Annotated in this window: 13 protein-coding genes; 7 read left to right on the top strand and 6 right to left on the bottom strand. The window is 60.4% G+C overall.

What is annotated here, in order from left to right:
* Positions 1 to 31 precede the first annotated feature (31 nt).
* The 4 genes from VFO93_RS12510 to VFO93_RS12495 all read right to left on the bottom strand — a co-directional run bounded on the left by VFO93_RS12510 (position 32) and on the right by VFO93_RS12495 (position 4,179).
* Positions 32 to 1,003, bottom strand: a complete 972-nt coding sequence (locus VFO93_RS12510) for a deoxyhypusine synthase family protein (protein WP_144844969.1) — start codon at positions 1,001 to 1,003, stop codon at positions 32 to 34.
* 115 nt (positions 1,004 to 1,118) lie between these two features.
* Positions 1,119 to 1,658, bottom strand: a complete 540-nt coding sequence (gene hslV, locus VFO93_RS12505; protein ID WP_325134711.1) for an ATP-dependent protease subunit HslV — start codon at positions 1,656 to 1,658, stop codon at positions 1,119 to 1,121.
* Positions 1,659 to 1,777: 119 nt separating this feature from the next.
* Positions 1,778 to 3,469, bottom strand: coding sequence for a pyruvate dehydrogenase complex dihydrolipoamide acetyltransferase (locus tag VFO93_RS12500; protein ID WP_325134710.1), 1,692 nt, complete (start codon positions 3,467 to 3,469; stop codon positions 1,778 to 1,780).
* A gap of 92 nt (positions 3,470 to 3,561) precedes the next feature.
* A complete protein-coding gene (locus tag VFO93_RS12495) occupies positions 3,562 to 4,179 on the bottom strand; it encodes a histidine phosphatase family protein (protein ID WP_325134709.1) in 618 nt (205 codons plus the stop codon).
* Between the two features lie 84 nt (positions 4,180 to 4,263).
* Between VFO93_RS12495 and VFO93_RS12490 the strand changes: the two genes are divergently transcribed.
* The 6 genes from VFO93_RS12490 (at position 4,264) to VFO93_RS12465 (ending at position 10,129) form a co-directional block, all read left to right on the top strand.
* Complete coding sequence (locus VFO93_RS12490; RefSeq protein ID WP_325134708.1) at positions 4,264 to 4,632, top strand: four helix bundle protein; 369 nt, start codon at positions 4,264 to 4,266, stop codon at positions 4,630 to 4,632.
* A 102-nt stretch (positions 4,633 to 4,734) separates the two neighbouring features.
* Positions 4,735 to 5,169: a hotdog fold thioesterase gene (locus tag VFO93_RS12485; RefSeq protein ID WP_325134707.1), complete on the top strand. Its 435-nt coding sequence runs from the start codon at positions 4,735 to 4,737 to the stop codon at positions 5,167 to 5,169.
* Positions 5,169 to 6,404 carry a chorismate-binding protein gene (locus tag VFO93_RS12480; protein WP_325134706.1) on the top strand — a complete coding sequence of 412 codons (1,236 nt, stop codon included), beginning with the start codon at positions 5,169 to 5,171 and terminating at the stop codon, positions 6,402 to 6,404. Before VFO93_RS12485 ends, VFO93_RS12480 begins: the two co-directional genes overlap by 1 nt.
* Before the next feature lie 205 nt (positions 6,405 to 6,609).
* Positions 6,610 to 8,523 (top strand): 2-succinyl-5-enolpyruvyl-6-hydroxy-3-cyclohexene-1-carboxylic-acid synthase, encoded by a 1,914-nt coding sequence (menD, locus tag VFO93_RS12475; protein WP_325134705.1) that lies wholly within the window; start codon positions 6,610 to 6,612, stop codon positions 8,521 to 8,523.
* Positions 8,524 to 8,575: 52 nt separating this feature from the next.
* On the top strand, positions 8,576 to 9,400 hold the full coding sequence (gene menB / locus VFO93_RS12470) for a 1,4-dihydroxy-2-naphthoyl-CoA synthase (protein ID WP_325134704.1): 825 nt from the start codon (positions 8,576 to 8,578) through the stop codon (positions 9,398 to 9,400).
* Between the two features lie 114 nt (positions 9,401 to 9,514).
* On the top strand, positions 9,515 to 10,129 hold the full coding sequence (locus VFO93_RS12465) for a hypothetical protein (protein WP_325134703.1): 615 nt from the start codon (positions 9,515 to 9,517) through the stop codon (positions 10,127 to 10,129).
* 73 nt (positions 10,130 to 10,202) lie between these two features.
* On the opposite strand, the gene VFO93_RS12460 is transcribed toward VFO93_RS12465, so the two are convergent.
* Positions 10,203 to 10,400, bottom strand: a complete 198-nt coding sequence (locus VFO93_RS12460; protein WP_325134701.1) for a hypothetical protein — start codon at positions 10,398 to 10,400, stop codon at positions 10,203 to 10,205.
* A 127-nt stretch (positions 10,401 to 10,527) separates the two neighbouring features.
* Between VFO93_RS12460 and VFO93_RS12455 the strand changes: the two genes are divergently transcribed.
* Positions 10,528 to 11,907 (top strand): alpha-amylase family glycosyl hydrolase, encoded by a 1,380-nt coding sequence (locus VFO93_RS12455; protein ID WP_325134700.1) that lies wholly within the window; start codon positions 10,528 to 10,530, stop codon positions 11,905 to 11,907.
* 95 nt (positions 11,908 to 12,002) lie between these two features.
* On the opposite strand, the gene VFO93_RS12450 is transcribed toward VFO93_RS12455, so the two are convergent.
* Positions 12,003 to 13,428 (bottom strand): MFS transporter (locus VFO93_RS12450; protein ID WP_325134699.1); only part of this gene is annotated, 1,426 nt, incomplete at its 5' end.

Raw genomic sequence — 13,428 nt, 5'->3', positions numbered from 1 at the left:
GGGCCTTTTTAGTACCTAGGGCTTTTGGCAATTATTGCCCGAGCACGATGGCAAAAATCAGCGGAGCCACGATGGTAGCGTCGCTTTCAATAATGAATTTCGGCGTTTTCTCGCCCAGCTTACCCCACGTAATTTTCTCGTTGGGCACGGCACCAGAGTATGAGCCATACGAAGTGGTAGAATCCGAAATCTGGGCGAAGTAACCCCACAGCGGCACGTCGTGGCGCTGCAAGTCCTGGTGCAGCATGGGCACCACGCAGATGGGGAAGTCGCCGGCAATGCCACCGCCAATCTGGAAGAAGCCGATTTTGCTTTCCTCCGTGGCAGTTTTGGTGTACCAATCGGCCAAGTACATCATGTACTGAATGCCGGTTTTCATGGTGTGCACGTTTTTGATATCACCCGAAATCACGTGGCCGGCGTAGATGTTGCCGAGCGTCGAGTCTTCCCAGCCGGGGCAGATAATGGGCAGGTTTTTCTCGGCGGCGGCTAGCATCCACGAGTCTTTGGGGTCAATCTGGTAGTACTGCTCTAGGTCGCCCGACTTCAGAATTTGATAGAAGAACTCGTGCGGGAAATACGACTCGCCCGCCTGGTCGGCCTTTTCCCAGTGCTTGAGCACGGTGTGCTCGATGCGGCGCATGGCCTCCTCTTCGGGGATGCAGGTATCGGTCACGCGGTTCATGTGGCGCTTCAGTAGCTCGTGCTCGTCGGCGGCGGTGAGGTCGCGGTAGTGCGGCACGCGCTCGTAGAAGTCGTGGGCCACAAGGTTGAAGATATCCTCTTCCAAGTTGGCGCCTGTACAGCTGATAATCTGTACTTTGTCTTGGCGAATGAGCTCAGCCAGCTGAATACCCATTTCGGCGGTGCTCATGGCACCGGCCAGGGTAATCATCATTTTACCGCCATCGGCAAGATGCTTGTTGTAGCCATCGGCCGCGTCGATAAGGGCAGCGGCGTTGAAGTGACGGAAGTGGTGCTTGAGGAAATTGGTAATTTGCATGTCTCAGTGCTTGGTGCTTGGTGCCTGGTGCATAGTACGCAGTGGTGCCAGGCGGGGTATAATAAAAGTGTTTTGTGATTAGCTACATTGAATGCCTAAGCACAAAGCACTACTTCTACGCCGGCTCGGCGATTATCAGATTGTGATTGGTGTAAATGCAGATGTCAGCCGCGATGTGCAGGGCGTCTTCCACCATCTGGCGGGCGGTGAGGTGCGGGGCGTGCTTCTTGAGGGCCAGCGCGGCGGCTTGCGCGTACATGGCGCCGCTGCCGATGGCAGCCACGTCCGAATCGGGCTGGAGCACGTCGCCGGTGCCGCTCACGATGAGTAGCTCGTCTTTGTCGCACACTACCATCATGGCTTCGAGCTTACGCAGATACTGGTCTTTGCGCCAGTCCTTAGCCAGCTCAATGGCAGCCCGCGTCAGGTTGTTGCCGTAGGCCGAGAGCTTCTCCTCGAAGCGGTCGAGCAGCATAAAGGCATCGGCGGTGGAGCCGGCAAAGCCGGTTACGACTTTGCCGTCGTTGAGCTGGCGCACTTTGCGCACATTATTTTTGGCTACGTGCTTGTCCATGGTGGCCTGGCCGTCAGCCCCTAGGGCTATCTGGCCGTTGTGGCGCACGCCGAGCACGGTCGTGGAGCGAATTCTAGTCATTTAACAAGGAACATTTATCATTTAACAATTCTCGGCTAGCAACACAAAACAGGTGGCCGAGCCGGCAGCATTGCAAGCCCAACCACCTGTTAAATGTTAACTGATACCTGTTAAATGAATTAAATCAGCATCCGCAGTGGGTCTTCAAGCAGGCCTTTTACCGTTTGCAGGAAGGCAGCGCCGGTAGCACCGTCTACCACGCGGTGGTCGCAGCTCAGCGTCACCTTCATGATGTTGCCGATGGCGAGCTCGCCATTCTTCACCACAGCGGTTTGCTTGATGCCGCCCACGGCCAGGATGCAGGCATCCGGGGGGTTGATGATGGCGGTGAACTCGTCGATACCGAACATACCCAAGTTCGAGATGGTGAAGGTGCTACCCTCCCACTCGGCGGGTTGCAGCTTCTTGCTCTTGGCTTTGCCGGCCAGCTCCTTCACTTCGGTAGCGATGGTCGACATGCCCTTGCCATCCGCGTTGCGGATAACGGGCACCAGCAGGCCTTCGTCCACGGCCACGGCCACGCCAATGTTTACCACTTTGTTCTGGCGAATCTTATCGCCGAGCCACGACGAGTTGATAACCGGGTGCTGCTTGAGCGCCACGGCGCAGGCCTTGATAACCATGTCGTTGAAGCTAAGCTTCACCGGCGACAGCTCGTTGAGCTTCACGCGGGTTTCCATGGCCTTGTCCATCAGAATTTCCATCGTGAGATAGAAATGCGGGGCCGTGAACAGGCTTTCCGACAGGCGACGGGCAATCACCTTGCGCATCTGCGACACCGGGGTGTCGGTGTAGGTGCCTTCGGCAGCAGCCGGAGCGGGTGCAGCGGCGGGCTTGGCAGCCGGCTGCTCGGGCAAGGCGGCCGCGATATACTCGTTCGGGGCCTGAGCCGGGGCAGCGGCGGGTGCGGCGGCAGCTTGCGGCTGGGCGTTTTGCAGGTCGCGGGCCACGATGCGGCCGTTTTCGCCTGAGCCTTTTACTTGGCGCAGGTCTACACCTTTGTCTTTTGCAATGCTCTTGGCGAGCGGCGAGGCGAGCAGGCGGCCGTTGTTTTCGGCCTGAGGCGCGGCGGCCGGGGCCGCAGCGGCGGGCGCCGCAGCTTCGGCGGGGGCAGCGGCAGCCGGGGCGGGGGCACTCTGGTCGCCACCGTTCAGCAGGGCTTGGATATCAGCGCCTTCCTCGCCAATGATGGCGAGTACGCCATCTACAGCTACGGCTTCACCTTCCTTGGGGCCGGTATAGAGCAGGGTACCGTCTTCGTAGTTTTCCAGCTCCATCGTGGCTTTGTCGGTCTCGACTTCGGCCAGCACGTCGCCCGATTTTACCTTGTCGCCCACCTTTTTCAGCCAGGCGGCGATGGTGCCCTCGGTCATGGTGTCGCTCATCTTGGGCATGCGCACTACTGTGGCTTTCTTGCCATTGGCGGGCGCGGCCGGGGCAGCCGGGGCCGCAGGCGCGGGGGCCGGGGCGGCGGCTTGCGGAGCTGGGGCGGGTGCAGCAGGCGCAGGGGCCGGCGCAGCAGCCGGGGCGCTACCGCCACCTTGGCCATTGAGCAGGCCCGAAATGTCTTCGCCTTCCTTGCCCACAATCGCCAACACGCCATCAACGGGCACCGAGTCTTTCTCTTTGGGGCCGATGTAGAGCAGGGTACCGTCTTCGTAGTTTTCCAGCTCCATCGTGGCTTTGTCGGTTTCGACTTCGGCCAGGATGTCGCCCGATTTCACTTTGTCGCCTACTTTCTTGAGCCAGGCCGCGATGGTCCCTTCGGTCATCGTGTCGCTCATTTTCGGCATTTTTATAATTTCGGCCATCGGAATTGCGGGTTGGGATTGGGGGCCAAAATTAGCCGCGAAAAGTCGGGTAAACAATCCGGGCCACTTGTGGCGGGTGGGAGGAAAAGAAGTTACTCGGCCAAATGGCTTACGTCTAAGAAATTGCGAATGGTAAACTGAGAACCAGTATAATGCAATTTGTATAAGCAAAGGTTCTGGTGCTCAAACTCATCCATACAGCTGAGTGGGTAGCCTAGGAGCTGACACAACAGCACGCGCATGGCTCGGCCGTGCATGCACACGAGCACGATTTCATCGTCGGGCCGGCTTTTCAGTAACTCAATGAAGGGGCGCTGGCGGGCAGCCACGTCGGCGGGGCTTTCGCCGCCGGGCAGGTGGGCGCGGTCGTTGCCGGCCAGCCATTCATCCAGCACGTGCTTGTATTCAGCGTCTTCCTGCGGCGTGATGCGAGTGCCCTCGCGGGTACCCCAGCTTATCTCGTTGAGGGCGGCGTGCGCCTCGTGCGGAATACCTAGGTCGATAAACTTGTGCACCGACTGGTGCGTGCGCTTGAGCCGCGAGGTGTACACGCGGGCAAACGGCATGTCTTTGTAGGCCTGCCAGAAGCGCTCGGCCTGCCAACGGCCGCGCTCGTTGAGGTCGGAGTCGACGCCGCTACCCTGCACGATGCCTTGCACGTTGAAATCGGTCTGGCCGTGGCGGAGGAGGTAAATCTGCTGAACGGGCACGGGCGAGGTGAAGTAATTTTGCGGGGAAAGTTAGTGCTTAGTGCCCTGTGCTTGGTGCTTAGTGGGTAGTAGTTATTAGGAAATATGGAAAATAAATCCTTTACCGAGTTGCTGGTGTGGCAACAGGGGCGCCTGCTAACCAGTATGATTTACACACTCACTAAGTCTTTTCCTAAAGACGAGCTCTTTGGGCTAAGTAGCCAAATGCGCCGGGCCGCAGTATCTATCCCTTCTAATATTGCAGAAGGTTGTGGGCGGCAGACTCATCGCGACACGCTGCAATTTTTATTCATTGCTCGTGGCTCGCTTTATGAGTTGGAGACCCAGCTTTACGTAGCGCTAGACCAACAGTATCTGTCATCAACTGTTTGCGACGAGGTACTTCTCAGTATTACCAACTGCAAAAAGCTGCTCCACGGCTTTATCAACCACTACAAAAGCAAGCTTGTTTAGTGCTTAGTTGTTAGTGCCTAGTGCTTAGTTGCTGACACTAATCACTAAAAATTAAAGCACTAAAACCCCTATGCACTAAGCACTAATAACCAAGCACTAAACATGACCCTCGACGACGTAAAAATCTGGGCTTCGCACCGCCCCACCCTGGCCGATTCGCTGGGCATTGAGTTGACTGACATCACAGACGACTACCTAGAGGGCCGTATGCCCGTGGATGGCCGCACGCACCAACCGATGGGCCTGCTGCACGGCGGCGCCTCGGTAGCCCTGGCCGAAACCCTAGGTAGCATCGGCGCGGCTACCCGCATCGACGTGACGCGCCAAGCCTGCGTGGGCCTCGAAATCAATGCCAACCACATCAAGGGCGTGCGCGATGGCTGGGTGCGCGGCCGGGCCACGGCGCTGCACGTGGGCCGCAGCACGCAGGTGTGGGAAATCCGCATTACGCACGAAGAAACCGGCGCGCTGGTGTGCATCAGCCGCATCACGATGGCCGTGATTGATGTGCCGGCCGCTGGCAAGAAAGAAGCTTAATGCGCGGCGTCGAACCTAGGCTCCTGTCCTGGCCCACTACCCCGGCCGGCCTCGACGCGCCAGCCCGGCTGCGCCACTTGGCGGCGGGTGCGCTGCGCACGGGCCGGCCACTGGCCATCTGGCGCGAGCCGGGTGCAGGCGCGCCGCGCCTGCTGGCCGCGCGTTCGCTAGAAGCTACTTATACGGGTTTGCCGCCCGCGCTTGATGAGCGAGCCCCGGCGGGCTTCGCCTTCTTTCCGTTCCGCGACTCCGACCACAACCCGGCCTTATTTCTGCCGGCCGATGTGCAGTTTGACGAGGCCCAGCCTGAGGCGGTGCGCCTCTCGCCAGCCGCCCGTGACATGGCCCCCAACATCGCGGCTTGGCTGGCGCTGCCTACCCCGCCTGAGCTAGCCTGGCACGCCAGCCCACAGCCGGCGCCCCACGTGGCTACCGAGGCCGAGTACATGGCGCTGGTGCAGCGGGGCGTGGCGGCCATTGAGGCGCGCACGGTGGGCAAGGTGGTGAGCTCGCGGGCCGCCCGCCGCCCGCTGCCGCCGGGCTTCGACCCGCTGGCGGCGTTTCGGGAGCTGTGCCGGCAATACGAGCGGGCGTTTGTGTCCTTGGTGAGCGTGCCGGGCGTGGGCACCTGGCTGGGCGCTACCCCCGAGGTGCTGGCCGAGGTCACGGCCGATGGTACGTTTTGCACCATGGCCTTGGCGGGCACGCAGCCGCTGCTGCCGGGCCTGCGCCCGCAGGATGCCATCTGGCGGCAGAAGGAAATCGAGGAACAGGCCCTGGTCTCGCGCTACATCGTCAACTGCTTTAAGCAATTGCGCCTGCGCGAATACCAGGAAACCGGCCCGCGCACCACCGTGGCCGGCGAGCTGCTGCACCTGCGCACCGACTTCGAGGTAGACCTCAAAAACGTGCCCGCGGCCTCGTCGCTGGGTACCGATATGCTGCGGCTGCTGCACCCTACTTCGGCCGTGGGCGGCATGCCGCGCACGGCGGCACTGGAGTTTCTGGCCCGCCACGAAGGCTACGACCGTGCCTATTACAGCGGCTTTCTAGGGCCGGTAAACGTGGCCGCGCCGGGCGTGTCGCGGCTGTTCGTGAATTTGCGCTGCTTGCAGCTGCGCGCCGACGAGGCCATTCTCTACGCCGGCACGGGGCTGACGGTGGACTCGGACCCGCAACGCGAGTGGGAGGAAACGGAGTATAAAATGCGGACGGTAGCGGCCGTGCTGACGTAGTTACCCCACCCCCGGCCCCTCCCCTCCGGGAGAGGGGAGCCAAGTGAGTTTTGAGTTGAAAGTTTTGAGTTAAGAGTTGAGCAACTCAAAACTTAGAACTCAAAACTCTTAACTCAACGATAGGCTCCCCTCTCCCGGAGGGGAGGGGCCGGGGGTGGGGTAACACGAGCGGCGAGCCTGTTAAATGTTAAATGATACCTGTTAAATGAAGTCCATTCAAGCCGTTTTCAACATCGCCGAAATCTGCGCCCGCCACGGCATCACCGACGTGATTTTATCGCCGGGCTCGCGGTCGGCGCCGCTCACGCTGGCGTTTGCGCGGCACCCTGCCTACCGGGGCCGGCTGCGCGTGGTGCCCGACGAGCGGGCGGCGGCGTTTATCGGCCTAGGTATTGCGCAGGCCACGCGGCGGCCGGTGGTGCTGGTGTGCACCAGCGGCACGGCGGGCCTCAATTACGCGCCGGCCGTGGCGGAGGCCTTTTTTCAGCAGATTCCGCTGCTGGTGCTTACCGCCGACCGGCCGCCCGAGTGGATAGACCAGCTCGATGGCCAGACCATCCGGCAGCGCGACCTGTACGGCGCACACGCCAAAGGCACGTTCGACTTCCCGGCCGATACCGCGCACGCCGATGCCAAGTGGCACGGCGAGCGCCTTATCAACGAGGCGATTAACCTGACGCAGACTTTCCCGGCCGGGCCGGTGCAAGTGAACGTGCCGCTGCGCGAGCCGTTCTACCCCAAGGCGGATGAGGAAATGAGCTACGAGCAGGATGTAAAAATCATCCGCGACGACCACTCCAATACCATCCTGCCCCCGGCCGAAATCCTGGATTTACGGCGGCAGCTGCGTGGGGCGGGCCGGGTGCTGGTAGTAGCCGGCCAGCAGCCCGAAAACCCGACCCTCACGGCCGCGCTCTACGAGTTTGCGGAGGCGCGGCAGGTGCCGGTGGTGGCCGACACCATTGCCAACCTGGGCGACGTGCCGGCCGTGCGGCGGCAGGATATTTTCCTGGCGGGCTTATCGAAAGAGGACAAAACGGCGCTACGGCCCGACTTGCTCATCACCTTCGGGCAGTCGCTGATTTCAAAGGCGCTGAAGCTATTTTTACGCGACATGGCGCCCGCGCAACATTGGCATTTACAGCCGGCCGGCGAGGTAGCCGATACCTTTCGCAGCCTCACGCGCATCGTGCGGGTGAAGCCAGCGGTATTTTTTCAGCAGTTGGCGGTATTTGATACGAAGGATTACCACCGGGACGTGATTTCGCACGCCCAAGAAGTGCGTATTTCCCAAAAGGTCATCGAGGGTTCGAATCCCTTCCTCTCTGTTGAACAGTACACTTCTAATGAACGGGTTCTAGGTTCGAATTCTAGCGGGACCACTAATGAGCCGCAAGTTGGTTCGATACCAAGTGGGCCCACAGAACCCAACCTCACTTGGCAGCAAGCCGACACTGCCGCCACGCAGTTTCTCAGTCGCTTCTTCGCCGCTGAAGGCCAACTGTTCAACGAGTTTTCCGCGATGCGGCAGGCGCTGGCGGCGCTTCCCGATGACACGGCCCTGCACCTGGCCAACAGCATGGCCGTGCGCTACGCCAACATCCTAGGTCTGCCCGCCGGGCGGCAAATCGATGTATTCGCCAACCGCGGCACCAGCGGCATCGATGGCTGCAACTCGACGGCGGTGGGCGCGGCGCTGGCGCAGCCCGCGCGGCCGGTGGTATTGCTGACCGGCGACGTGGCGTTTTTCTACGACCGCAACGCCTTCTGGCACAACTACCCCACGCCCAACCTACGGGTGGTGCTCTTCAACAACCACGGCGGCGGCATTTTCCGCCTCATCGACGGGCCGCGCCAGCAGCCCGAGTTAGATGAGTTTTTTGAGACGCACCAGGCGCTCACGGCCGAGAATCTGTGCCGCGATTTTCAATTGCGCTACCTGCCAGTGGCGTCGTTCGAAGAACTTGCAACGGCGCTGCCGGTTTTCTTTGCAGCGGAAAGCGGCGCGGCGGTGCTCGAAATCTTCACCGATTCGAAAACCAACGCAGCGTTTTTTGAGGAGTACCGCAAGGCGGTAAAGCAAGCTTTTCAACCTTCACTGCGAAACACTGCGGTTTAACACTGCGTGAGATAATTTTTGCGCAGTGTTTCGCAGTATTAAACTTTCTTTTATGTCAGAACCCATTCAGTGGACGCCGATTAAGGAGTTCCAGGAAATTCTCTTCTCCCAAAGCGGGGGCATTGCTAAAATCAGCATCAACCGGCCGCAGGTGCACAATGCCTTCACGCCGCTCACGGTGCAGGAAATGATTGAGGCCATGGATATTTGCCGCAATCGCACCGATATCGGCGTCATCATCCTCACCGGCGAGGGCGGGCGCGCCTTTTGCTCGGGCGGCGACCAGAGCGTGCGCGGCCACGGCGGCTACGTGGGCGCCGACACCGTGCCCCGTCTCAACGTGCTCGACTTGCAGAAGATGATTCGTAGCATCCCCAAGCCCGTGGTGGCGATGGTGGCGGGCTGGGCCATCGGCGGCGGCCACGTGCTACACGTGGTCTGCGACCTGACCGTGGCGGCTGAGAACGCCCGCTTCGGCCAGACTGGCCCCAACGTAGGCTCGTTCGACGGCGGCTTTGGCGCCTCCTACCTGGCGCGCATCGTGGGCCAGAAAAAGGCCCGCGAAATCTGGTTCTTGTGCGACCAGTACGACGCCCAGGAAGCCCTCGACATGGGCCTCGTGAACAAAGTAGTGCCGCTCGACAAGCTAGAGGAAACGACCGTGGCCTGGTGCCACAAAATCTTGCAAAAGAGCCCGCTAGCGCTGCGCATGCTCAAGTCGTCGTTCAACGCCGAGCTCGACGGGCAGGCGGGCATTCAGGAGCTGGCCGGCAATGCCACGCTGCTTTACTATCTGAGTGAGGAAGCCAAAGAAGGCAAAAACGCCTTCCTGGAAAAGCGGCAGCCCGACTTCTCGAAATTTCCGAAGTTCCCGTAGGTGCGCGGCGTAGCCCGTTGGCAGTACGACTGGAGGCACCCTACCTTGCACAAGGTTTGGGTGCCTCTTTTTTAGGGTGTCGCCTCAGCTTCTTATTTCTCTTACTTACTCCTTATGAACAAAAAACTATTCTCGGTTACGGGCAATAAAATAGCCTCGCTTTTGGTAGGTGAAGAAAGCTTACTATTTTCCAGTCAAGGCTTTAACACTGAAGAAGGTTTTCTGGAAAGCTGGCATAAAAAGCTGTCGCTAGCCACCAAAATAGAAGTAAAGTATGCCGCTATCAAATCGGTGAGCAAAGAGGACAACGACGACGAGGTTAAGGTGAAATACAAAACCGCCGTCGGCATTCCAGGCATGTGCCAGTTTTCTTTCGCTAACGCGGGTGATTGTGAGCAGTTTCTCGCGTTTTTTGAGCAAGACCGCGCTTTTGATAAGCACTACGCGGCGATGACTCCCTTTAAGGCGGTGCTCAACTACATTATCGGCCTAGTGGCAACGGTGGCCTTTGCGGTGCTCAGCTATTTTGAGGCCTTGAAAATAGAAAACGGCACTGCCGAAATAGGCACTAGCGCAAAAACCCGGTCGTATTACGCGCTGCTGGAAACATTGGGTAGCAAAGGGGTGCTGGCCGTTGGAGGAGTGTGTGGCTGCTACCTGCTTTATAAAATCTGGACGCGGGCAACCAAGCCCCCGCATCAGCTGCTGTTGCTACCGCAAGCCGTATAGAATTACTATAAGTCTGACTTTCAAACCAAAACCCCTGCTAGCTAGCAAGGGTTTTGGTTTTATATGGGTGATTTCAAAAGCTAAATCCCAGCGCGTGAAAGCTGGCGCACCAACCCATAAACTGCCGCAGCCGCTCGTGCTTGCGCCACTTTTTCAACGCCTTGGCGCGGGCTTTTACGGCGGCGGCGATGGGGCAAGCCGTGGGTTGGCTGGCGGCGCTTACCTCAGTAATTAGGGGTAGCGCGGGGGCAACGTGCGGGTGGGATTTCATGGCGCGTGCGGGTTGGTGTAGCGTAAGTATACGCCTTATTTTTGGCAAAAGCAAGTACTTACTCATCTTTCCTTCATCAAGCTCATCCGGGTGCGCCGGTGTACTTTGCGGCTCCTACCCTACTCGTATGAAAAAGATTTTGCCCCCGGCGCTGCTGGGCACCTTGCTGCTAGCCCAGGCCTGTGAGCCGGCCACTACCACCCAAGAGGCGGCCACCACGACTGCCCAATCCGCGCCGCAGCCGCCGCACCCGGCCTGGATACAGCAGGGCAATATCTACGAAGTGAACGTGCGCCAATACACGCCCGAGGGCACGCTCAACGCCTTTGCCAAGCACCTCGACCGGCTGCAAAAAATGGGCGTGCAAACGCTGTGGTTTATGCCCCTGAACCCCATCAGCCAGCGCGACCGCAAGGGCAGCCTGGGCAGCTACTACGCCGTGCAAGACTATACCAAGCTCAACCCCGAGTTTGGCACCATGGCCGACTGGCAGCGGCTGGTGCAGGACATCCACGGCCGCGGCATGAAAGTGCTTATCGACTGGGTGCCCAACCACACCGGGGCCGACGCCCGCTGGCTCACGCAGCACCCCGGCTTTTTCGTAAAGGATAAAAAGGGCCAGCCGGCCGTGGCCTTCGACTGGGCCGATACGCGGCAGCTCGATTACAAAAACCAGGAAATGCAGGACAGCATGATTGCGGCCATGCGCTACTGGGTTGATAAAACGGGCATCGACGGCTTCCGCTGCGACGTGGCCTGGAACGTACCGGGCAGCTTCTGGAAGCGCGCCATTCCGGCGCTTGAAAAGGAGAGCAAAGACCTGTTTATGCTGGCCGAGGGCGACAGCGCCTACCTGCCCAAAAGCGGCTTCGACGCAGTGTACCCCTGGCACATGTTTCACGCGATGGAGAAGATAGCGGCCGGCAAGCGCCCGGCCACTTCGCTCGACAGCGTGCGCATGGGCTGGCAAGGCCTGTATCCCAAGGGCACCATCGAGCTGTACTTTACCAGCAACCACGACGAAAACAGCTGGAACAAAGCCGACTACGGCACTTTCGCCGGGGTTAAGCACGCGCCGTTTGCGGTATTCACCCAAACGATGGCCGATGCTGTACCGCTCATCTACAGCGGGCAGGAAGAGCCCGTGCTACGCCCGCTCAAGTTCTTCGACCGCGACCCGATGCGCTTCGGCAAGTACGAGCGGGCCAAGTTTTACAGCACCCTGCTCGACCTGCGCAAGCGCAACCCGGCACTGGCCGCCGATGCCTCCTTCCGCAAAGTGAGCGTGGGCGACGACCGGGCCGTGTACGCCTACGTGCGCGAGAAGGCTGGGCACAAGGTGCTGGTTATCCTAAACTTATCGAACAAAGAACAGACCATCACCGTGAAAGAGCCGGGCTTGCAGGGCACCCCGCACAACCTGTTTATGTACACCAAAGAGCCGCTGACCGACAAGCCGTGGCAGGTGGAGCCCTGGGGCTACGTGGTGTACGAGTATGGGCGGTAGCTAATGCAGTAGCGCGAACTTTGTAGTTCGCGTTCGTCCGGCTGCCCGCCAACGAACGCGAACTACAAAGTTCGCGCTACAAATAAGTCAGCTACCTACGCCACCGCCAGCTTCGCGCCCGGCTCGGTCGCGGCTTCGCGCGTTTCGGGCATAAAGAGCAGGAACAAGATAAACCCGGCTACTGCGATGGCCGCCAGCACGTAGAAAGTGAAGTCGTCGCCACGGGTTTTGGCGAGGTAGCCGGCCACCGAGTTGCTGAGAAACGCGCCGATGCCCTGGGCCGTGGCGATGGCCCCCTGCGCGGCATTGAAGCGGCCGGTGCCCTTGGTGAGGTCGGCGATGATGAGCACGCCCACCACGCCGAAAATGCCCGCGCCCAGCCCATCCATGCACTGCACCGCGATGAGAGCGGCCGGGTGGTGGCTCATGGTATACAGCACGCCCCGCGCCGCCAGCGCCGCAAACGCAAACAGAAACAGCGGCTTGCGGCCCACCTTACTGGCCAGCTTGCCGCTGGCGGCGGCCACTACCACAAACACCAGCTGCGAAGCCAGCATGTAGCCCGAGGTGAACAGCACCGCCTGCTTGGCGCCCACGCCACGGGCCAGTAGCTGCGTCACGAGCGGCACCATCGCGGCATTGGCGAAGTGGAAGACGACGGCCGCCACCAGAAACACCCGCACCGGCGGCTGCTTGATGAGGTCGGCCAGGCAGGCCAGCAGGTCTTTGATATTCTGCCACACGCCGCCGTGAGCGGGTGCGGGCGGGGCGCCGTTGCACTGCTCGGCCTGCTTTTTGGTGTCTTCTTCGCCGCCGCGCGCGGCGTTGAAATCAATGTCGTCGGCCTTGATGCGCAGGATGCTGAGAATGGCCCCCACGCCCAGCACGGCCACGAAAAGGAACATCCAGCGCAGGCTAAAATAGTAGCCCACCGCGCCCAGCGCCAGCGCCGCAAACATGTTGCCGCCCGCGTTGAACGCTTGGTTGGTGCCCTGCACCTGGTCGAACTGCTGGCGGCGCACCAGCCCCAGCGCGATAGCCGCCAGGCAGGGCGGAAAAATAGCCCCCGCGATGCCTACCAGCGCCTGCCCGCCCATCACTACCGGCCACACCGTGAAGAAGGCGGTGCCCAACATCCCGGTCATTATCAGGGCAATGCCTACGATGAGCAGCGCCCGCTTCTGGCGCAGGTTGTCGATGAGCGCGCCGGCGGGCGTTTGGGCCAGCACCTGGGCAATGTTGCCCGCCGCCAGGGCCGAGCCTATCTGGGCCGGGCCCCAGCCCGCGCTGCTTTGCAGAAACAGGGCCATGTAGGGGCCCATGCCATTCTGCACGTCGGCGATGAAGAAATTGACCGCCTTGAGCGCCCGCAGGCTGCCTTTTTTGGCGTCGGGCGCGGTGGCGGGCGCGGGGTTGGGCGAGGTATTCATAGCCAGGAAATAAGCAGCAGGGTAGCGGTACGCGAACGGGTAGCAGCGGTTGAGCTTTCGCGAGAAAATAGTTGCGCGGACTTTGTAGTCC

This window comes from Hymenobacter sp., from assembly GCF_035709525.1.
Classification (GTDB): Bacteria; Bacteroidota; Bacteroidia; order Cytophagales; family Hymenobacteraceae; genus Hymenobacter.
The sequence above is the reverse complement of the archived record's forward strand: the minus strand, read 5'-3'. Positions and strand labels throughout refer to the sequence as shown.

Coding starts and splice junctions, on each gene's coding strand:
- VFO93_RS12510 (WP_144844969.1), bottom strand. CDS start 1,003: ATGCAAATTACCAATTTCCTCAAGCACCACTTCCGTCACTTCAACGCC.
- hslV (WP_325134711.1), bottom strand. CDS start 1,658: ATGACTAGAATTCGCTCCACGACCGTGCTCGGCGTGCGCCACAACGGC.
- VFO93_RS12500 (WP_325134710.1), bottom strand. CDS start 3,469: ATGGCCGAAATTATAAAAATGCCGAAAATGAGCGACACGATGACCGAA.
- VFO93_RS12490 (WP_325134708.1), top strand. CDS start 4,264: ATGGAAAATAAATCCTTTACCGAGTTGCTGGTGTGGCAACAGGGGCGC.
- VFO93_RS12485 (WP_325134707.1), top strand. CDS start 4,735: ATGACCCTCGACGACGTAAAAATCTGGGCTTCGCACCGCCCCACCCTG.
- VFO93_RS12480 (WP_325134706.1), top strand. CDS start 5,169: ATGCGCGGCGTCGAACCTAGGCTCCTGTCCTGGCCCACTACCCCGGCC.
- menD (WP_325134705.1), top strand. CDS start 6,610: ATGAAGTCCATTCAAGCCGTTTTCAACATCGCCGAAATCTGCGCCCGC.
- menB (WP_325134704.1), top strand. CDS start 8,576: ATGTCAGAACCCATTCAGTGGACGCCGATTAAGGAGTTCCAGGAAATT.
- VFO93_RS12465 (WP_325134703.1), top strand. CDS start 9,515: ATGAACAAAAAACTATTCTCGGTTACGGGCAATAAAATAGCCTCGCTT.
- VFO93_RS12460 (WP_325134701.1), bottom strand. CDS start 10,400: ATGAAATCCCACCCGCACGTTGCCCCCGCGCTACCCCTAATTACTGAG.
- VFO93_RS12455 (WP_325134700.1), top strand. CDS start 10,528: ATGAAAAAGATTTTGCCCCCGGCGCTGCTGGGCACCTTGCTGCTAGCC.